This is a genomic window from Pseudomonas syringae group sp. J309-1, from assembly GCF_032582135.1.
Lineage (GTDB): Bacteria > Pseudomonadota > Gammaproteobacteria > Pseudomonadales > Pseudomonadaceae > Aquipseudomonas > Aquipseudomonas quasicaspiana.
Genome location: NZ_JAWHNU010000033.1, coordinates 12,381 through 32,486, shown reverse-complemented (window position 1 = coordinate 32,486; position 20,106 = coordinate 12,381). Strand labels below are relative to the sequence as shown.

The window sequence follows — 20,106 nt, the reverse complement described above, 5'->3', positions numbered from 1 at the left end:
ACGGTCGGTTAATTGGCCCAACGCAGTTGCGTAGGCAGCGGTGAAACGGGATCAGGTTCAGGAGGCGAGCCAGGCAACGACAGCACTCGTTCGAGCACTTGCGCTTCCAGGTTGGCCAGACGGTGCGAGCCGCGGGCACGTGGGCGTGGCAAATCAACCAGCAAGTCCAGGCCGATACGCCCTTCCTCGATAAGAATCACGCGATCAGCAATCGCAACGGCTTCGCTGACGTCATGGGTCACCAACAACACGGTGAAGCCATGTTTGCGCCAAAGGTTTTCAATCAGTTGCTGCATCTCGATGCGGGTCAAGGCATCCAGCGCACCCAGTGGCTCATCGAGCAACAGCAGGCGCGGCTGGTGAATCAACGCACGGGCCAATGCCACACGCTGCTTCTGCCCACCGGACAATGCCGCCGGCCACTCCTCGGCACGTTCGGCCAGGCCCACCGCCTCAAGAGCTTCCAGCGCTTTACCGCGCCAGTCTCCGCTGAGACCTAGGCCGACGTTGTCGATGATCTTCTTCCAGGGCAATAGACGCGCTTCCTGGAACATGAGGCGCGTGTCTTCACGGGCGTCAGCCAATGCACCAGAACCCGCCAACAGTTGCCCGGCAGTTGGCTTGTCGAGCCCGGCCAGCAAACGCAGCAGCGTACTTTTGCCACAACCGCTGCGGCCGACCACGGCAACGAACTGCCCGGCCGGAATGTGCAGATCGATGTTCTTCAACACTTCACGGCTGCCGAACGCTTTCTTCAGCTGTTGAACCGCCAGAGGGATGCCGCGCAGCAGATGCGCGGGCTGTTGCTGTTTCAAGCTGCTCATGCGGCACCGCCTTTAGTCACTTGATAGGCCGGGTGCCAGCGCAGGCAAACGCGCTCCAGACCACGCGCAGCCAGGTCGGCCAGCTTGCCCAATATTGCGTACAGCACGATGGCCAGTACCACGACGTCCGTTTGCAGGAATTCCCGGGCGTTCATTGCCAGGTAGCCAATACCGGAGCTGGCAGAAATGGTTTCAGCGACGATCAGCGTCAACCACATAAAGCCCAATGCGAAGCGCACGCCGACCAGAATCGAAGGCATCGCCCCTGGCAGAATCACATGCCAGAACAGACCGAAGCCGGACAAACCATAGCTGCGGGACATCTCGACCAGCGCGGGATCAATGTTGCGAATCCCGTGATAAGTATTCAGGTAAATCGGGAACAAGGTGCCCAATGCGACCAGAAAGACCTTGGCGGTTTCGTCGATGCCGAACCACAGAATCACCAGCGGGATCAGCGCCAGATGAGGGATGTTACGGATCATCTGTACCGAGCTGTCCAGCAGGCGTTCGCCCCATTTCGACAGGCCGGTGATAAAACCCAGTGCCAGGCCAATGCCGCCACCGATAGCGAAGCCGACGCCTGCGCGCCAGCCGCTGATTGCCAGATGGGTCCAGATTTCACCACTGGAAACCAGATTGACGCCCGCCTCTATGACCGCGCTCGGCGCAGGCAGAATGCGGGTGGACAGCCAGCCAGCGCTGACCGACAGCTGCCAGATAGCCAGCAGCAGAATCGGCAGAGCCCAAGGCGCGAGGCGCTGGATTGTTCGTTGCGAAGCACTAGTGCTCATGGAGTTGTCTCCTCAGGGTCCGACTGATTACGGCGCTTTCGCGACAGCGGCGGGCGGCGTCCAGACCACATCCGCGATGTTCAGCGGCTTTGGAATCAACTTGAGCTGATAAAACGTATCAGCGATTTTTTGCTGCGAGGCGACCACTTGCGGCGTCAGGAACAGCGCCCCGTAGCCTTGGCGTTTGACCGACGTCAGGGTGATATCCGCAGGCAGACCGAGCAGTGGAGCAACCTGTTTGGTCACCTCTTCAGGGTGAGCCTTGGACCACTCACCAACTGCGCGAACTTCTTCAATCAGCGCCTGAACGACTTTCGGGTTTTTCTGAGCATAAGGCTTGGTCGCCAGATAGAACTGGTGGTTATCCACAATCCCGGTGCCATCGCGCAGGGTTTTCGCTTGCAGTTGCTGCTCGGCAGCTGACTGGTAGGGATCCCAGATAACCCAGGCATCAACGCTGCCACGCTCGAATGCCGCGCGGGCATCGGCTGGCGGCAGGAACACAGTCTGGATATCGGTGTATTTCAGGCCAGCATCTTCAAGGGCTTTGACCAACAGGTAATGCACGTTGGAGCCTTTGTTGAGGACGACTTTCTTGCCTTTGAGCTCTTTGACGGAAGTGATCGGTGAGTCCTTGGGTACCAGAATCGCTTCGCTGGTCGGCGCGGGAGGCTCGTAAGCGACATATACCAGATCAGCACCCGCGGCCTGGGCAAACACCGGCGGCGTTTCGCCCGTCACACCAAAATCAATGGAGCCGACGTTCAGACCTTCAAGCAATTGAGGGCCACCGGGAAACTCGGTCCATTGCACTTGCACGCCTTGCTCGGCCAGACGCCTCTCCAGCGTGCCTTTGGCCTTGAGCAGCACCAGCGTGCCGTATTTCTGATAACCGATACGCAAGGTCTCGGCCTGAGCCTGGGTGACAGCGCCGAAGGCGACCGCTGCGGCAAACAGAGCGACCAAACCTTGACGCAAAATAGCTGTGCGCATGGCGCGCTCCTTTGCTAATTCAGTGGCACCTGCTGGCCCGTTGGCGGACGAGTAAGGTGTGAGAGTTTTGTTGAATTGCAGTGACCATATCAGTGATTTTTTATATCCATAAATCTTATTTTTTCATTTGGTTATTCTTTAAATGCATATAAGGACATATGGTGCATTTACTTGTGGGAGCGGTGCTTGCCCACGATAAGGCCCACGCGATCTAAAGTGAATCGCGTCCAGCCTTATCGCGGGCAAGCACCGCTCCCACAGGAGAAAGTGTTTAATCCCAAGAATAAAAAAGGGCCGACGAATCGGCCCAAGCTAACCCCATCTGTCGTGGAAGGGTGATTCAGCGATTAGGCTGTGGCGTCAGACGCAGGTACGGTTTGACGGCTCTATAGCCTTTTGGAAAGCGTTGCTTGATCTCGTCTTCATCCTTGAGCGAAGGCACGATCACCACGTCATCACCGTCGACCCAGTTAGCGGGCGTGGCGACTTTGTGATTGTCGGTCAGTTGCAAGGAGTCGATGACCCGCAGAATTTCGTTGAAGTTGCGACCGGTACTGGCCGGATAAGTGATGGTCAGACGCACCTTCTTGTTCGGATCAATCACGAACAGAGAACGCACGGTCAGGGTTTCACTGGCGTTCGGGTGGATCAGGTCGTACAGCTCGGACACCTTGCGATCCGCGTCCGCCAGGATCGGGAAATTGACTCGGGTGTTCTGGGTTTCGTTGATATCGTCGATCCACTTCACGTGGGAATCGACCGGGTCAACCGAGAGCGCAATGGCCTTCACTCCGCGCTTGGCAAACTCGTCCTTGAGCTTGGCGGTGAAGCCTAATTCGGTGGTACAGACCGGGGTGAAGTCAGCGGGGTGGGAGAACAACACGCCCCAGTTGTTACCCAGCCATTCGTGAAACCGGATACGACCTTCGCTGGAATCCTGTTCAAAATCAGGGGCGATATCGCCAAGTCGCAAGCTCATGGATGTGGCTCCTTATTGTGATGTTTGCTCATTCATTGAAGCCACTTTGCGCCCCTTCGTTAGAAATTAAAAAGAATAGATAACGCTTTGAATATAGCGTTTGGAGATATCAAATTTCAGGCAAAAAGAACCCCGCCGAAGCGGGGTTCCTTTTCAACTGACCAGGCTTATTTGAAAGCGTAGGTGTAGTTGAAGATAACGCGAGTTTGGTCAGCGTCGGTGGCGCCGGCCAAGTCTGCATCAGCACGGTACGAACCATGACGAACAGTGGTGCCAAAGCCTTTCAACGGGCCGCTCTGGATCACGTAGTCAACGCGCACGTCGCGTTCCCACTCAGAGAACTCGCGCCCCACGGTTGCGCCGGTGCCCTTGATGTCGTCACCGTGCAAGTAGGCAATCGCAGCCTTCAGGCCAGGAACGCCAACGCGAGCGAAGTCATACTGGTATTGACCGAAAGTGGTATTGGTGCCAGCGCGGTTGAAGGCGCTGATCATTGAGTCAGTAAACAGGTAGAAGCTAGAGCCACCGTTACCTTCGTTACGACCATTGCTCCGGCCATTGTTAGTAACGTTGCCACTGCTCATGTAAGCAATGCCGCCGTCATCACCAACTTGCTGATGGCCGACCATGAGGGAGTGGCCGCCCAGGGCGTAGGTGAACATCGCAGACCAAGTCTGGTTATCCACTTCGCCAGCGTTCTTGGCGTAGCCGCCATTGTTGTTGAACGCGTAGCCAGCTTCGCCGTTCTTGCCGTCCTTGCTGCTGTTGAAGTAACGAAGGTCGGTTTTGAACGACTGATCTTCACCAAGAGGCAGGACGTGTACCAGGCCAAGGAAGTGTTGCTTATAGAAGTCTTCCAGGTTGGCGTAGTAGTACTGCAGGGTCAGGTCTTTGGTAACTTTCCAGTCGCCACCAGCGAAGCTGAAGTTGTTGCTGTCTTTGTAGGCACCAGTGCCGGACATGCCCATGCCGCTCCAGTTGCTGGAAGCGCGACCGATGACTTGGCTCAGACGACCAGCAGTAAGGGTGACGTTGTCGATTTCTTTCGAGGAAACGATACCGCCTTCAAAGGCCTGCGGCAGCAAACGACCATCGTTGGAAACGAGAATTGGCAGGTTTGGAGCCAGAGCGTTACCCAGGCGCAGTTCTGTTTTCGAGAAGCGGGCCTTGGCGTTAGCGCCGAGACGGGTCCACTCGTCAACGGACTTGGCAGTAGCTTGGTTGTCCTTGGTAGCGAAGTCTTCGCTAGGCGAAATGGCACCGTTTACACCGTGATGACCACGACCACCATCCAGATGGACACCCACCAGCGCTTGAACGTCAAGACCGAAGCCGACTGTGCCTTGCGTGAAACCAGACAGGTAGTCGAATTTCAGACCCGTTGCAGTTTCTTCGGTACGGTTACCAGTGCCTTCACGTGGGTCGTTGTTGAAATACAGAGTACGCGAACTAACGGACGCTTTGCTGTCTTCAATAAAACCTGCTGCACCGGCCTGCTGAGCCATAACGCCGAAGGCTACAGCCATGGCCAGAGTGGACTTCTTCATGAATCGCTCCTCGTGAATCTTAATTTTTTATAATTTCTGGTGCCGAGGCCCTGGGACGCTCTGACCCAAAAATTTACGGTTAGCGCTAAACCCGACCGAAGCCAATGGTTAATCAGCGCCTCAAGACCAATGACCCACCGGTCACGGTGGTCGCAGGGTAGTGAACATTTAACAAATCGAAAAAGAATTATTACTGATCTTTTAAGACCTGTCGGTTATATGTCACATACCATGTCGGATCCATCCGTCATTGAGTGTATCGAGCTGTTTCACTAATTCCTAAATAATATTTCACTGCCGTTCGTCAGATCATTCTGACTGGTCGAACGGAAAGCAAAAAGCGACCGGCCTGCTCTCTGGAATCAGCCCACCCAAAACAGCTCAACAACCACTCAAATCCCCGCAATCATTGAGGCGCAGAGGGTACATCACCGATTGTTACAGTTGTCATCACCCGGATGCAGCCCCGTAAAATTTGTTCTGAGAAAAGTTTGAAACGGCCGTTTCAGGACCATCTGTCGGCCGATTTTGGGGCTGCGGGAGGGCACCTGACAGCGAGCGCGGCGAACAAAATCGGGAAATTGTTGTCGTGCGGCGTAATTGGGAAACGTTAAAACCGTGCATCCAACGCCAGGCTTGCACCATAACGAAGCGGTTTTCGAGCTCGGCAAAACTCAGGCCCATCCCGACACGGCAGCCTTAATGGACGCTGAACACACATTTGATAAGTGAATGAAACACTCGATAAGCCCGAAAACACGGGCTTGGGGGGCACGAAACAGGACAGGCAAATATTTTTGAAAGCAGAAAATTTCAAAACTGGCACGACGCCTGCAATAGGTTACGTATCACCAGTTTTGGGGACCTTGGTACAGGCAGGCCGGGGATTCCCCTCTTTTATTCCTCTCGGAGACTGACCTCCAGTCTCCAGCGCCCGTCCAGCTCCGCACCGCGCAAGTCGCCGTGCAGAGGATGGGCCGCCAGCAGAGTCAGCAGCAAATCCTTCTTGTCCCGCTCCAGCTTCCAGCGCACATCCTTCCCGTTGACCTTCAATTGCCCTCTCCACGGCTGACCTTTGGCCGCAAAGCGCATGGCGAACGTTCCGTCCACATGCTCAGGCACAACCTCAGGTTCACGGTTGAACCACAAGGCAAGCCCGGTCGGCTGTTCCTCTATCTGCAGCAGTTCCAGCGGAGTCGGCTCGGTAAGACGCCCGATCATCAAGCCGACCAACAGCCCGACAATTGCCAGCGAACCCAGAACCTTTGGCCACAGCTTCGGCCGCGGGTCCTCTTCAGGGGTAGAATGCTCCCCATTCTTCAGCTCGGAGCCGTGCATGTTTCACGTCATCCTTTTTCAACCAGAAATTCCGCCGAATACCGGCAATGTCATCAGGCTGTGCGCCAATACCGGCAGCACCCTGCATTTGATCGAGCCCTTGGGCTTCGAACTGGATGACAAACGCCTGCGCCGCGCCGGGCTCGATTATCACGAGTTCGCCACTTTGCAGACCCATCCCGACCTCGCCAGTTGCCTGGAAAGCATCGGTCATCCGCGGCTGTTTGCTTTTACCACAAAAGGCTCTCGCCCCTTCCACGACGCCAGCTTTCAGGAAGGTGACGCTTTCCTGTTCGGCCCGGAAAGTCGCGGCCTGCCGGCTGAAGTTCTGGATGCCCTGCCCTCCGATCAGCGACTGCGCTTGCCGATGCGTGAGGGTTGTCGGAGCCTGAATCTGTCCAACACCGTTGCCGTGGCAGTGTATGAAGGCTGGCGGCAGTTGGGATTCAAGTAGACGTGGTCTTTCCCTGTGGGAGCGAATTCATTCGCGAAGGCGGGTGTGTCAGTCACCATCATCGGAGCCTGACTCACCGCTTTCGCGAATGAATTCGCTCCCACACAGACTGTGTGAAAACCCTCAGACAAAAACAAACTGCGCGCGCTCACGTGAAATCTTTAAAAGTTTGTGTGGGTCACAGACCTCAAACTCACGTAGGAGCGCGGTTTTTTGAGCGTTTTTTAGCCAGCTAATTGGCTCGTGAGGTTTTCACACAGCCTGCACAGGTCATATTCCAACGCCTTCATAACCCACAAAAAAGCGCCTCAAAAGGCGCTTTTTTGGGTCCAGCTAAAACACTTACTGAACAGTAGGTGTTTCGCCAGCAGCCTGCATGCGCTGCAGTTCTTGCGCGTACAGGGCATCGAAGTTCACCGGGGACAGCATCAGCGCCGGGAAAGAACCACGGACGACCAGGCTGTCGATGGTTTCGCGAGCATACGGGAACAGAATATTCGGGCAGAAAGCACCCAGCGTATGGCTCATCGAACCTTGATCCAGGCCTTTGATCAGGAAGATGCCGGCTTGCTGCACTTCAACGATGAAAGCCACTTCGTCACCGTTGTTGACGGTAACCGACAACGTCAGCACCACTTCGTAGAAATCACCTTCCAGCGGCTTCTGACGAGTGTTCAGGTCGAGGCTGACGGTAGGCGTCCATTCCTGACGGAAGATTGCAGGGCTTTTTGGCGCTTCGAACGACAGGTCGCGAACGTAGATACGCTGCAGCGAGAATTGCGGAGCATCTTCTTCGTTGGTAGCGGTGCCGTTTGTCGGTTGATCAGTCATCTCGGGTCCTTTTAACGTTTAAGTTCTGGAAAGAGGGTTGGAGTCAGGCTCAGAGCAGCTCATCAAGCTTGCCGGCGCGCTCCAGGGCAAAAAGATCGTCGCATCCACCTACATGGGTCGTACCGATCCATATCTGCGGAACAGAGGTACGGCCGGATTTTTTCACCATTTCGGCGCGAACTTGCGGCTTGCCATCGACTCTGATCTCTTCGAAAGCCACATGCTTGTTCTGCAACAATTGCTTGGCGCGAGTGCAGTAAGGGCAATAATCGCTGGAATAGACGATGACTTCAGCCATTTCACTTCACCAAAGGCAGATTATCTGCGCGCCAGGTGGATACACCGCCGGACAGCTTGGCAGCCGTAAAACCGGATTTGAGCAGCTCGCGCGCGACGGAGCCAGCCTGCTGGCCCATTGCGTCGACGATGATAAGAGTCTTGGCCTTGTGCTTTTCCAGCTCGCTGGTGCGGGTCAGGACCTTGTCGTTCGGGAAGTTCAGGGCACCTACGATGTGACCTGTGGCGAAATCCTTGGGGGAGCGGATATCGATGATCACGGCCTGATCCTTGTTGACCAGCGCGGTCAGTTCACCTGTGCTCAGGCTGCGACCGCCCTTGCTCAATTCGTAGGCGATCAGCATCCCCAGCAAAATGATGAAAGCGCCAGTGATCAAATAGTGGTTGGTAGCAAAAGCAAGCAGGTGCTGAAGCATCAGTAGGTTCCAGGGCGTTAAAATGTCGGCCAGTATACACAGCAGCCAAGGTCGGCCAAAGCCCGTCAGACAATGAGGTCGATCAAGCCCATACGACATCGCGCCAGAACCGATAACTCCGGTATCGCGGCTCGCAATTGCAGATCAACAGCCCCTAAAATGCCGATCTGTTCTTCAACTTACTTTTTCAGCCACGAGTGGGATCTATGACTACCACGCCAAAACCTTTGGTCCTGATCATTCTGGACGGCTTCGGACACAGCGAGAGCCATGAGGGCAACGCCATTCTGGCAGCCAAAATGCCGGTCATGGACCGCCTGTACAAGTCGATGCCTAACGGCCTGATCTCGGGTTCGGGCATGGATGTCGGTCTACCGGACGGTCAGATGGGCAACTCCGAAGTCGGCCACATGAACCTGGGTGCCGGGCGCGTGGTTTATCAGGATTTCACTCGAGTCACCAAAGCCATTCGCGATGGCGAGTTCTTCCAGAACCTCACTATTTGTAGCGCAGTGGATAAAGCCGTTGGTGCAGGCAAGGCCGTACACATTCTCGGCCTGCTGTCGGACGGTGGCGTTCACAGCCATCAGGATCATCTGGTGGCCATGGCAGAACTGGCGGCCCAGCGCGGCGCAGAAAAAATCTACCTGCACGCCTTCCTCGACGGTCGCGATACGCCACCGCGCAGCGCGCAGAAATCCCTCGAACTGCTGGACTCCACTTTTGCCCGCCTGGGCAAAGGCCGGATCGCCAGCATCATTGGTCGTTACTTCGCCATGGACCGCGACAATCGTTGGGACCGTGTATCAGCGGCCTACAACCTGATTGTTGATGCTGCATCGGAATTCAACGCCGCCAGCAGCGTGGCAGGCCTCGAAGCGGCCTATGAGCGCGGCGAAAACGATGAGTTCGTCAAAGCCACAAGCATTGGTGACAAGGTCACAGTGGAAGACGGCGACGCCGTGGTGTTCATGAACTTCCGTGCCGACCGTGCCCGGGAAATCACCCGTGTATTCGTCGAAGACGATTTCAAGGAATTCGAGCGCGCCCGCCAGCCGAAGGTCAACTATGTGATGTTGACCCAATACGCAGCGAGTATTCCTGCGCCGTCCGCGTTTGCAGCAGGCAGCCTGAAAAACGTGCTGGGTGAATACCTGGCCGCCAACGGCAAGACCCAACTGCGCATCGCGGAAACCGAAAAATACGCGCATGTGACCTTCTTCTTCTCGGGCGGCCGCGAAGAAGAGTTCCCGGGCGAAGAACGCATCCTGATCCCGTCGCCGAAAGTCGCGACCTACGATCTGCAGCCTGAAATGAGCGCGCCGGAAGTCACCGACAAAATCGTCGATGCCATCGAGCACCAGCGTTATGACGTGATTATCGTCAACTACGCCAACGGCGACATGGTGGGCCACAGCGGCATCATGGAAGCAGCAATCAAGGCTGTTGAATGCCTGGACGTTTGCGTAGGGCGCATCACCGAAGCGCTGGAAAAAGTCGGCGGCGAAGCCTTGCTGACGGCTGACCACGGTAACGTCGAGCAAATGACGGACGACCACACCGGTCAGGCGCACACCGCGCACACGTCCGAACCCGTGCCTTTCGTTTATATAGGCAAGCGCAATCTGAAAGTGCGCGAAGGCGGAGTTCTGGCCGATGTCGCGCCAACCATGCTGAAACTCATGGGCCTGGAAAAACCGGAAGAAATGACCGGCCATTCGATCCTTGTTGACGCGTAAAAAAGCTCCAAACCGGCATGTCGCTTAGCCATATGCCGGTTTTTTATCTGTCAGGCCTCATACGAGGCGTTTTTTTTGCAGCGTGTGGCGGGCATACTAAGCCTGACACTTTTTTTCACAATTCCTCGGTATCGCCCACCCTCATGCTTCGCGCCTTGATCACCCTTGCTTTGATCTGCCTGCTCAATCCGGCGTTTGCCGACGATCAGCGGGCGCTCACCCAGAAACAGATTGACGCAGCGCGTCAGGATGTCACCGAGCTGCAAAAAGCGCTTGGCGACTTGCAGAAAGAGAAAGCCGGCGTCCAGAAGGACCTGCGTGGCACTGAAACCGAAATGGGTAAGCTGGAAAAGCAGGTCGAGGTCCTGCAAAAGGAACTAAAAAAGACCGAAGCCGAGCTCAATCGGCTGAACCAGGAAAAAAGCAAACTCCAGAGCGCACGCGTTGAGCAACAACGGCTGATCGCCATTCAGGCCCGGGCTGCGTATCAAAGCGGTCGTCAGGAATACTTGAAGCTGCTGCTCAACCAACAACATCCGGAAAAATTCGCCCGGACGCTGACCTACTACGATTACATGAGCCAGGCGCGCCTGACTCAGCTGCGCACCTTTAATGAAACACTGCGCCAGCTCGCAGGCGTTGAAAAAGATATCGACCTGCAACAGGCACAACTGCTGGTGCAGAAGAGCTCGCTGGAAACCCAGCACGAAGAACTCGACAAGGTTCGCCAGGAACGCCAGACGGCACTGGCCAAGCTAAATCAGGATTACAAGTCGCGGGATCAGAAGCTCCAGGCGCGACAGCAGGAACAAGCTGAGCTGGGCAAGGTTCTGAAAACCATTGAGGAAACCCTGGCACGCCAGGCCAAAGAGGCTGAAGAAGCCAGACAGAGAGCATTGGTCGCTGAGCGTGAGGCTGAAGAAAAACGTCAGCGCGAAGCACAGGCGCAAGCCAACAGCAGTAGCAAAAGCAGCAGCAAAAGCAGCAGCAGAACCGACAGCGATGATGCACCAAAACGTCCGGCCAAAGCGCCAGGCGCCATGGTTTCCAGTGCTGGCGCTTCATACGGCGGAGCTTTCTCTGCAGTCAAAGGCAAACTTCCCTGGCCCGTTGATGGTCGATTACTGGCACGCTTCGGTGAAGCCCGCGGTGATGACGCTCGTTCCACGTGGGACGGCGTAATGATCAGCGCTTCGGCGGGGAGTCAGGTTCATGCTGTGCACGGCGGTCGGGTGGTCTTCGCAGACTGGTTGCGCGGCGCCGGGCTTCTGGTCATTCTCGACCATGGCAACGGTTATTTGAGTCTGTATGGCCACAATCAGACATTGCTCAAAGCCGCCGGGGACATTGTTAAAGCCGGTGAAGCCATCTCTACTGTTGGCAACAGTGGTGGACAGGACACACCGGCGTTGTATTTCGCTATTCGTCAGCAGGGTCGCCCTAGTGATCCGGCCCAATGGTGCCGCACTCAAGGATAAGTCGGTTCCACCTTCAGGAGTTCGTTAGACATGCCGTATCTGTCCCGCCTCACCTCGCTGGCCCTGGCTATTGCCGTCGTTATCGGCGCTCCACTGGCTCAGGCTGCAGAAGTCAAAGCTGCGCCAGCCACTGCACCGGCTGCTGCGAACACCGCCAAAGCGCCTTTGCCGCTCGATGAGCTGCGCACCTTTGCCGAGGTCATGGACCGGGTCAAAGCCGCTTATGTCGAACCGGTGGACGACAAGACGCTGCTGGAGAATGCCATCAAGGGCATGCTCAGCAATCTCGACCCGCATTCGGCCTACCTCGGTCCGGAAGACTTCCAGGAACTGCAGGAAAGCACCAGCGGCGAGTTCGGCGGACTGGGCATCGAGGTCGGCGTCGAAGATGGCTTCGTGAAAGTCGTCTCCCCTATCGACGATACCCCGGCGTCCAAGGCGGGCATCGAGGCCGGTGACCTGATCGTCAAGATCAACGGTGCACCGACGCAAGGTCAGACCATGCAGGAAGCGGTCGACAAAATGCGCGGCAAGATTGGCGAGAAGATCACTCTCACGCTGGTTCGCGACGGCGGTAACCCGTTCGACGTGACGCTTGCCCGTGCGACGATTCAGGTCAAGAGCGTCAAGGCACAGATGCTGGAGAACGGTTACGGCTACATCCGCATAACCCAGTTCCAGGTCAAGACCGGTGACGAAGTCGGCAAAGCGCTGGCCAAATTCCGCAAAGACAATGGCAAGAAAATGAGCGGGTTGATTCTTGACCTGCGTAACAACCCTGGCGGCGTGCTGCAGTCGGCCGTTGAAGTGGCTGACCACTTCCTGACCAAGGGCCTGATCGTTTACACCAAGGGCCGTATTGCCAATTCCGAACTGCGCTTCTCGGCTGATCCGGCCGATGCCAGCGAAGGCGTACCGTTGGTGGTGCTGATCAACGGCGGCAGTGCTTCTGCTTCGGAAATCGTCGCCGGTGCCTTGCAGGACCAGAAACGCGGCATCCTGATGGGCACTGACAGCTTCGGTAAAGGCTCGGTGCAAACCGTGCTGCCACTGAATAATGACCGCGCCTTGAAGATCACTACGGCGCTGTATTACACGCCTAACGGTCGCTCGATTCAGGCGCAGGGCATCAATCCGGATATCGTGGTACGTCGCGCCAAGGTCACCAACGAAGCTGACGGCGAAGCGTACAAGGAAGCCGATCTGTTCGGTCACTTGGGCAACGGTAATGGCGGCGCTGACAAACCAACAGTCAAAGGTGCTGCCGCCAAGGCTCGCCCGCAGGACGATGACTTCCAGCTCAGCCAGGCGCTGAGCCTGCTCAAGGGCTTGAGTATCACGCGCGGCAACTAAACGATGCGTGTGCTCCTGTCTCGTTGGCTGCTGGCTGCATTTTGCGTAATTACTGGCGTTGCTCACGCAGCGCCGGCTACGCAGGCCAGCAAACCTCAGTCTGCTTTCCTGACACTGATCATTGATGACCTGGGCCAGAATCCGGCCCGGGATCAACGCGTGCTTGCCCTCCCCGGCCCCGTCACCTTGGCGATCATGCCGGATACCCCTCATGCCACCGAGTTTGCTCGTCAGGGGCATCGTGCTGGCAAGATCGTCATTCTGCACATGCCCATGGACCCGGCAACCGGTCCCTATGCGTGGCATCCCGAACTTCCCCTTGCCGAACTGGAAAGCAGGCTGAACGCTGCGCTGCTCAAAGTCCCCTATGCCGCCGGGATCAATAACCACATGGGCAGCCGCATGACCGCCGAACCGGTCGCCATGGGATGGTTGATGGCCGAGCTGCAGCGCCGTCACCTGTTATTCGTCGACAGCCGCACCAGCGCGAAAACCGTGGCGGCGGCCGAGGCGCAAAAAACAGGATTGGCCAGCGTGTCCCGGGATGTCTTTCTCGATGATGAGCGCACGCCTGAGGCCATTACCCGGCAACTGAAAATAGCCATTGAGCTGGCCCGCAAACAGGGCTCGGCGGTGATGATCGGTCATCCTTACCCGGTGACGCTCGACGTGCTGGAGCGCGAACTGCCGCGCCTCAAAGCGCAGGGCATCGAGTGGATCGACTTGCGCCAGATGATCAGCGTGCGGGGTAATCAGGCGACGGCTGCGCATGGCAAAAACGGGATTTACCGGTAAAAACCGGAATCGTTAAAACGGTAGGAGCGAACTTGTTCGCGAAGCGATATGTCAGGCAGCCCCTTATTGCGACTTGGCGGCGGCGGGGCTTAAATCCGTGCCATCGTTCTTCGCGAGCAAGCTCGGCCCCTACCATTGACCGCGCTCCAACATTAAAAATGCGGTGTTACCGGTACTGGGACAGGATCTTGTCCACAACCCCTTCCGCTCTTAGCTGGTCCAGCGACGCCTGCAACTTGTTCACCACTTCGTCCGGAGTCGCCTTGTTAAGCGCCAGATACAGATCAGCGTGATTGAACCGCAGCACGGTCTTGAGGCCGGTGACGCCTTCTATTCTGGCCAGATAAGGCCCTGTCGGATCGCCCGCTGCCCACAGGTCTATCTGCCCGTTGACCAGTTTTTTGGCATTGTCCTGATCGCGCAGCAACAGGATCGGGTTCAGCCCTTGGGCCAGCAGTCGCTCACCAATGGCGTCACCTTTATAAGCACCAATCCGGTAACCCTTGGCCTGCTCCAGGCTGGTCAGTTTGATAGGGCTATCGACACGGGCGAGCAGGATCCAGTCGTAGGAACCCACTGGTCCGACCCACTTGAACAGCTTTTCCCGCTCAGGCAAACGCGCTGTAGAAAACACCGCGTAGCCTGGCTTTTCCAGGGCCAGCTTGTAGATACGCTCCCAGGGGAACCGTAACGTCATGCTGTAGCTGATCCCTGCACGCTTGAACGTCTCGCGCACCACTTGCGCAGCGATGCCTTCAATGTTGCTTTCCTGAGCGAAGTTTTTGCCGTCGATTGCCATGTTGTAAGGCGGCAGATTTTCGGTCATCAGCACAATGGAGTCGCGTCCCGGTGCCTCAATGGCGTCATCGGCCAGTGCAGCCTCAGTGGCGCTAAAAACCAGAGCGCTGAAGGCCGTTAGGGCAATAAAACGAGATTTGAACATTGGCGCTCTCCATACGCTGACGGCAGACAGAGTGCAGCGCTCAAAAGCGCTTGTCCAGCACACATGGCGTATTGCCAACAGAGTGGCGCAAACAGATAAAAAAGATTTTCGATAATTATTTACTCCCGCGAGGGGGGAGGCTTCTGACTACCTGCCGGACAGAACTTCACCGCGAAATGAATCGCCGTGAACAACCGCAAAGGTCTGTCATGAATATCCAGATAACCGGCATCACAATCGCCGCCCTGCTCGCTTTCGCCCTATCACCTGTCGTGCATTCGAAAGATTATGGCAACGGACGCGAAAACCTCGCGCCTTCACTGCTGCTGGAAAACAGCAACGGCCAGAACGATCACTGGAAAGGCATAGGTCGCCTGATCATTAACGCTAGCCATCCAGACTCGCACTGCACGGCGACCTTGATCGATACTAGGGATCACGACACCGGCACGTCAGGCCCCGCTTATGTTTTAACCAGCGCCCACTGTGTCTCGTTTGACAGTCTGAACGTGGTGGCCAATCAAGCCAGCGACGGACACATCGACTTCAACTACTTTCACGACACTGCCAACGATCAACGGCGTTACGCGCTAAAGCAGGTCGTCTGGAGCCGCCTGCGCGGCCTGGACATGGCGATCGTCGAACTTGATGCCAGCCTGCAGACCTTGATGGACAACGGTATCCAGCCATTGCAGTTGAAGACGTCGACACCTGCAATAGCCGCAGAATTATTGATCGTTGGCGCACCGACTCAATACCCGGAGAGAGGCTTGCGGCTATCAACCTGCCGCCACGTGTCCATCGAAACGCTGATCGAACAACCGGCTATCCATCGAGGCTTCTATAAAGATAACTGCCAAGGGCTGAGACCTGGAAGTTCAGGCAGCCCATTGCTCGACCGCTATTCGAATGAAGTATTGGGAATTGTCTCTACCAGTACGGCGACCTCTATGCCTGAAAACCGCTGCATGGAAGACGCGCCCTGCGAGCTTAAAAATAGTCGGCCGCACTGGTCCGCAGGCACTAATTACGCCAGCCCGACTGCTCACTTGCAGCACTGCTTCGCTCAAGGTCTATTTAGGGCCAGCACCGCTGGATGTGATTTGATGCCAAGCGTCACCTTTAGCCAGAAACGGCCAACGGTGAATTATTACCAGCGGGTGAAATACGATGCAGACGGCAGCGCGACACTGCCCACTTGGCAATTCGCATTCAGCCTTGACCAACCGTTCTACCGCTACAAAACCGTGCGGGATCCACAACTCTGTGAAAGCCCGAACCATTACAGCGACGTAATGAGCGCAGAAGACGCACAGATCAACGACCCTGTAGGCGCAGAGCCAGGTATCTATCTGCTGTGTATCGTCGGCGTCGACTCATCCGAACAGTCGCCCACAGTAGCCATGATGAAAAGCCCGCTGGTAATCGCGACGGAAATTGCTGAGCCCGGCCCGACAAGAGCGCCGCAATTCGATATCACAAGGCAGAACAACGGAGATCACAGCATTCAGTGGCACTTTTCTAACCCGACCTTGAGCGCTTATGAATACAAGGCCGGAGCTGAATCAGAGACAAACTGTGATGAACCGGAGGGTTACGCGATCACCTTCGATGACGCGCTGATTGCCGCAAGTGGACAGCCAGTGAAGCTGTGCACCAAGGCATTTGATATGTCGGGGCAACGCTCAGCGCCAAGGATGGATTTGCTGCCCTGACACTGCACTATCACACTGCAAACGGAGAACTTGCGGAAGATTCTATGTTGGCCTGCAAACACAAATCCGTGGGAGCGAATTCATTCGCGAAGGGCCGGTACATCCGCAGTTGATGTATCGCTCGAAATGCCGCCTTCCCGGATGAAGTGGAGCGCCGCCCCGGTCGGTCCCACAGGCTCAAACCTCGCGGTGCTCGTGCGCTCCTGCAGGGACCGTGTGTGCAGCGCGACAGCGCGACGCATGGGCGACCGGGCAACTCCCTCAGAAACAGCGCGACCTCAGCGAACCACAATCCCGCGCGCGGCCATATAGGCCTTGGCTTCCGGTACGGTGTATTCACCGAAGTGGAAGATACTCGCCGCCAATACCGCGCTGGCGTGGCCTTCAATCACACCGTCAGCCAGATGCTGAAGGTTGCCAACGCCGCCCGAGGCAATGACCGGAATTCCCAGCGCGTCACTGATTGCGCGGGTTACGCCCAGATCGAAGCCGTTCTTCATGCCGTCCTGGTCCATGCTGGTCAGCAGAATCTCACCGGCACCGAGATCCTCCATCTTCTTGGCCCACAGCACAGCGTCCAGACCTGTCGGCTTGCGACCGCCGTGGGTGAAGATTTCCCAGCGCGGAGTTTCACCCGGCGGCGAGACCTTCTTGGCGTCGATGGCGACAACGATGCATTGCGCTCCGAAATGCTGAGCAGCTTCGGCAACGAACTCCGGGTTGAACACGGCAGCAGTGTTGATCGACACCTTGTCGGCACCGGCATTAAGCAGGTTGCGGATGTCCTGCACGGTGCGCACGCCACCGCCTACGGTCAGCGGGATAAACACCTGGCTGGCCATGCGCTCGACGGTATGCAGCGTGGTATCGCGGCCATCGACACTGGCGGTGATGTCCAGAAAGGTGATTTCGTCGGCGCCCTGCTCATCGTACAGACGCGCAATTTCAACCGGATCGCCAGCGTCACGGATGTTTTCGAACTTGACGCCCTTGACCACACGACCGTTGTCGACGTCCAGGCAAGGGATGATGCGTTTGGCCAGGGCCATGGGCTTAATCTCCGAAACAGATAACCATCGAACAACACACAACTGCTCGAACCAGACGTGTATCTCTGTGGGAGCGAATTTATTCGCGAAGTGGGCAGGCCTGAAAATAAATCAGGGGCTGACACACCGCTTTCGCGAATAAATTCGCTCCCACAGGTTCTGCGTCAATGCCATACAGCGAGGTATCAGGAAGTCAGAAGCGGTTTAGCGCTGGTAGCTATCGCACAACGCCTGAGCTTCAGCCACGTCCAGCGTACCTTCGTAAATCGCACGGCCTGTGATTGCGCCGATGATTCCCGGAGCCTTGGCATCCAGCAATGCGCGGATGTCGCCCAGGTTATGGATACCACCGGAAGCAATCACCGGTATCCGCGTCGCAGCAGCCAGCGCAGCCGTGAACGGGATATTGCAGCCCTGCATCATGCCGTCTTTGGCGATGTCGGTGTAAACGATGGCAGAGACACCGTCAGCTTCGAAACGCTTGGCCAGATCAATGACCTGCACAGTGCTGACTTCAGCCCAGCCATCAGTCGCCACAAAGCCGTCTTTGGCATCAAGACCGACAATCACTTTGCCAGGGAATGCGCGACAGGCTTCAGCGACAAACTCGGGTTCTTTGACGGCCTTGGTACCGATGATCACGTAGCTAACGCCCGCTTTCACGTAGTGCTCGATGGTCTCCAGCGAGCGAATACCGCCACCGATCTGAATCGGCAGGGTCGGATAACGCTTGGCAATGGCAGTAACCACATCGCCGTTGACCGGCTGACCTTCGAACGCGCCGTTCAGGTCAACCAGATGCAGACGACGGCAACCGCCCTCGACCCATTTGGCAGCCATGGCAACCGGGTCGTCGGAGAACACAGTGGAATCTTCCATACGGCCCTGGCGCAGACGCACACAGGCACCGTCTTTGAGATCGATAGCGGGGATGATCAGCATGCTTTTTCCTTCCTCAAAATAGCCACGAGCTGCAAGCCATAAGCTGCAAGCATGCGTCTATCACATTCAATTCTTGCAGCTTCAGGCTTGCAGCTGCTTCTAGCTATTTCTCGAGCGCCCAGAGGTCAATCTCGATGCTAGCAAATCGGTCATGGAGCACCTCCTGCACATCGGCAACCGCTTTGTTGTAATACAAAGGGGCGATTTCGGTGGTCAAAAACTCAAGCACTTCGGTCACCTCAAACGAGCCGAGCTCCAGTTCGAAGCGATCCAGAAACAACCGCTTGAGCTTGTCCACCGCAAGCGCCTCCTGGTCTGGATTCAACAACAGGATCGGTTGCTTTTTACCTCGGGCCATTACCAGCGACCGTCCCACGCGGCGAAGTTCTGCAGCAACTGCAGGCCATGGGTATGGCTCTTCTCAGGGTGGAACTGCACGGCAAAGCGCGAACCGTCAGCCAGCGCGGCGGCAAAGTCGACGCCATAGTGGCCGCGACCGACAACCTGACGCTGATTGGCCGCATCGATGTAGAAGCTATGCACGAAGTAGAAACGCGCCATCTCCGGAATGCTGTGCCACAGCGGGTGATCCACTGCCTGCGCAACTTCGTTCCAGCCCATGTGCGGCACTTTTAGGTGCGCGCCGTCTTCATGCAGATCCTTGCCGAAGAACTTCACCTGGCCGGGGAACATGCCGATGCAATCCACGCCGCCATTCTCCTCACTGCTGTCGAGCAAGGCCTGCATGCCAACGCAAATACCGAGAAACGGCCGATCCTGGCTGACTTCACGCACCAGCGAGTCGAAGCCCAGCCGACGGATTTCAGCCATGCAGTCACGAATCGCGCCGACACCAGGGAATACCACGCGGTCGGCTTCACGAATCACATTGGCGTCGCTGGTGATGTGCACCCGGCCAGCGCCAACATGTTCAAGCGCCTTGGCGACCGAGTGCAGGTTGCCCATGCCGTAATCGATGACTGCAACTGTCTGCATCAGAGCACACCCTTGGTCGAAGGCATTTGCCCGGCCATACGATCATCCAGCTCAACCGCCATGCGCAGTGCACGACCGAAGGCCTTGAAGACGGTTTCAATCTGGTGGTGAGTGTTGGTGCCACGCAGGTTGTCGATGTGCAGCGTCACATTGGCGTGGTTGACGAAGCCCTGGAAAAACTCCTGGAACAGGTCCACATCAAAGCCGCCCACAACAGCGCGGGTATACGGCACATGCATTTGCAGGCCCGGACGCCCCGAGAAGTCGATCACTACACGCGACAACGCTTCATCCAGCGGCACGTAGGCATGGCCATAACGACGGATGCCTTTCTTGTCGCCGATAGCTTTGCTGAAGGCCTGACCCAGAGTGATACCGACATCTTCCACCGTATGGTGATCGTCGATCTCAAGGTCGCCTTTGCAGTTGATATCCAGATCGATCAGCCCGTGACGGGCGATCTGGTCGAGCATGTGCTCAAGAAAAGGCACGCCGATATCGAATCGGGCCTTTCCGGTGCCATCCAGGTTGATCGAAGCGTTGATCTGGGTTTCCAGAGTATTACGCTCGACGTACGCCTTACGTTCGGCCATCACCAGCTCCGCAAAATCATTGGGCGAAAA

21 protein-coding genes are annotated in these 20,106 nt (G+C 56.6%); 6 read left to right on the top strand and 15 right to left on the bottom strand.

The window, feature by feature from the left end; translation table 11 throughout:
• Positions 1-8 precede the first annotated feature (8 nt).
• The 6 genes from ssuB to RX972_RS17695 form a co-directional block, all read right to left on the bottom strand.
• A complete protein-coding gene (ssuB, locus tag RX972_RS17720) occupies positions 9-824 on the bottom strand; it encodes an aliphatic sulfonates ABC transporter ATP-binding protein (RefSeq protein ID WP_027902266.1) in 816 nt (271 codons plus the stop codon).
• Positions 821-1,618: an aliphatic sulfonate ABC transporter permease SsuC gene (gene ssuC, locus RX972_RS17715; RefSeq protein WP_027902267.1), complete on the bottom strand. Its 798-nt coding sequence runs from the start codon at positions 1,616-1,618 to the stop codon at positions 821-823. The genes ssuB and ssuC overlap by 4 nt, the downstream gene beginning before the upstream one ends.
• 27 nt (positions 1,619-1,645) lie before the next feature.
• On the bottom strand, positions 1,646-2,611 hold the full coding sequence (locus RX972_RS17710) for a sulfonate ABC transporter substrate-binding protein (protein ID WP_316877496.1): 966 nt from the start codon (positions 2,609-2,611) through the stop codon (positions 1,646-1,648).
• 340 nt (positions 2,612-2,951) lie between these two features.
• Complete coding sequence (locus RX972_RS17705; protein ID WP_316877495.1) at positions 2,952-3,590, bottom strand: peroxiredoxin; 639 nt, start codon at positions 3,588-3,590, stop codon at positions 2,952-2,954.
• Positions 3,591-3,757: 167 nt separating this feature from the next.
• Complete coding sequence (locus RX972_RS17700; protein ID WP_316877494.1) at positions 3,758-5,137, bottom strand: OprD family porin; 1,380 nt, start codon at positions 5,135-5,137, stop codon at positions 3,758-3,760.
• 897 nt (positions 5,138-6,034) lie between these two features.
• A complete protein-coding gene (locus RX972_RS17695; RefSeq protein ID WP_316877493.1) occupies positions 6,035-6,475 on the bottom strand; it encodes a hypothetical protein in 441 nt (146 codons plus the stop codon).
• Between RX972_RS17695 and trmL the strand changes: the two genes are divergently transcribed.
• A complete protein-coding gene (trmL, locus tag RX972_RS17690; protein WP_027898931.1) occupies positions 6,474-6,929 on the top strand; it encodes a tRNA (uridine(34)/cytosine(34)/5-carboxymethylaminomethyluridine(34)-2'-O)-methyltransferase TrmL in 456 nt (151 codons plus the stop codon). The two genes, RX972_RS17695 and trmL, sit on opposite strands and share 2 nt — an antisense overlap.
• 342 nt (positions 6,930-7,271) lie before the next feature.
• On the opposite strand, the gene secB is transcribed toward trmL, so the two are convergent.
• Genes secB through RX972_RS17675 form a run of 3 tightly spaced genes read right to left on the bottom strand, consistent with a single transcriptional unit; the run spans position 7,272 to position 8,473 of the window.
• Positions 7,272-7,760, bottom strand: coding sequence for a protein-export chaperone SecB (gene secB / locus RX972_RS17685; RefSeq protein ID WP_027898930.1), 489 nt, complete (start codon positions 7,758-7,760; stop codon positions 7,272-7,274).
• 49 nt (positions 7,761-7,809) lie between these two features.
• A complete protein-coding gene (grxC, locus tag RX972_RS17680; RefSeq protein WP_027898929.1) occupies positions 7,810-8,058 on the bottom strand; it encodes a glutaredoxin 3 in 249 nt (82 codons plus the stop codon).
• Position 8,059: 1 nt separating this feature from the next.
• Positions 8,060-8,473: a rhodanese-like domain-containing protein gene (locus tag RX972_RS17675; protein ID WP_027898928.1), complete on the bottom strand. Its 414-nt coding sequence runs from the start codon at positions 8,471-8,473 to the stop codon at positions 8,060-8,062.
• 206 nt (positions 8,474-8,679) lie between these two features.
• Here RX972_RS17675 and gpmI point away from each other — a divergent pair, with 206 nt between their 5' ends.
• The 4 genes from gpmI (at position 8,680) to RX972_RS17655 (ending at position 13,838) form a co-directional block, all read left to right on the top strand.
• Complete coding sequence (gene gpmI / locus RX972_RS17670; RefSeq protein WP_316877489.1) at positions 8,680-10,212, top strand: 2,3-bisphosphoglycerate-independent phosphoglycerate mutase; 1,533 nt, start codon at positions 8,680-8,682, stop codon at positions 10,210-10,212.
• A gap of 143 nt (positions 10,213-10,355) precedes the next feature.
• Positions 10,356-11,690, top strand: a complete 1,335-nt coding sequence (locus RX972_RS17665) for a murein hydrolase activator EnvC (RefSeq protein WP_316877487.1) — start codon at positions 10,356-10,358, stop codon at positions 11,688-11,690.
• Between the two features lie 30 nt (positions 11,691-11,720).
• Positions 11,721-13,043, top strand: a complete 1,323-nt coding sequence (locus RX972_RS17660) for a S41 family peptidase (RefSeq protein ID WP_099267902.1) — start codon at positions 11,721-11,723, stop codon at positions 13,041-13,043.
• A gap of 3 nt (positions 13,044-13,046) precedes the next feature.
• A complete protein-coding gene (locus RX972_RS17655; protein WP_316877483.1) occupies positions 13,047-13,838 on the top strand; it encodes a divergent polysaccharide deacetylase family protein in 792 nt (263 codons plus the stop codon).
• A gap of 166 nt (positions 13,839-14,004) precedes the next feature.
• On the opposite strand, the gene RX972_RS17650 is transcribed toward RX972_RS17655, so the two are convergent.
• On the bottom strand, positions 14,005-14,781 hold the full coding sequence (locus tag RX972_RS17650) for a substrate-binding periplasmic protein (protein WP_255879106.1): 777 nt from the start codon (positions 14,779-14,781) through the stop codon (positions 14,005-14,007).
• Positions 14,782-14,990: 209 nt separating this feature from the next.
• Here RX972_RS17650 and RX972_RS17645 point away from each other — a divergent pair, with 209 nt between their 5' ends.
• Entirely contained in the window at positions 14,991-16,496 is a 1,506-nt protein-coding gene (locus RX972_RS17645) for a serine protease (protein ID WP_316877480.1), read from the top strand.
• Between the two features lie 278 nt (positions 16,497-16,774).
• On the opposite strand, the gene hisF is transcribed toward RX972_RS17645, so the two are convergent.
• From hisF to hisB, 5 genes are all read right to left on the bottom strand, one after another.
• Positions 16,775-17,545, bottom strand: a complete 771-nt coding sequence (gene hisF, locus RX972_RS17640; protein ID WP_316877478.1) for an imidazole glycerol phosphate synthase subunit HisF — start codon at positions 17,543-17,545, stop codon at positions 16,775-16,777.
• 204 nt (positions 17,546-17,749) lie between these two features.
• Positions 17,750-18,487: a 1-(5-phosphoribosyl)-5-[(5-phosphoribosylamino)methylideneamino]imidazole-4-carboxamide isomerase gene (gene hisA / locus RX972_RS17635; RefSeq protein ID WP_027898921.1), complete on the bottom strand. Its 738-nt coding sequence runs from the start codon at positions 18,485-18,487 to the stop codon at positions 17,750-17,752.
• Between the two features lie 103 nt (positions 18,488-18,590).
• The gene (locus RX972_RS17630) at positions 18,591-18,845 is read right to left on the bottom strand and encodes a DUF2164 domain-containing protein (RefSeq protein ID WP_095092668.1); all 255 of its coding nucleotides are present in this window, start codon (positions 18,843-18,845) and stop codon (positions 18,591-18,593) included.
• A complete protein-coding gene (gene hisH, locus RX972_RS17625) occupies positions 18,845-19,483 on the bottom strand; it encodes an imidazole glycerol phosphate synthase subunit HisH (protein WP_316877473.1) in 639 nt (212 codons plus the stop codon). The genes RX972_RS17630 and hisH overlap by 1 nt, the downstream gene beginning before the upstream one ends.
• A complete protein-coding gene (gene hisB, locus RX972_RS17620; RefSeq protein WP_027898918.1) occupies positions 19,483-20,076 on the bottom strand; it encodes an imidazoleglycerol-phosphate dehydratase HisB in 594 nt (197 codons plus the stop codon). The genes hisH and hisB overlap by 1 nt, the downstream gene beginning before the upstream one ends.
• Between the last annotated feature and the right edge of the window lie 30 nt (positions 20,077-20,106).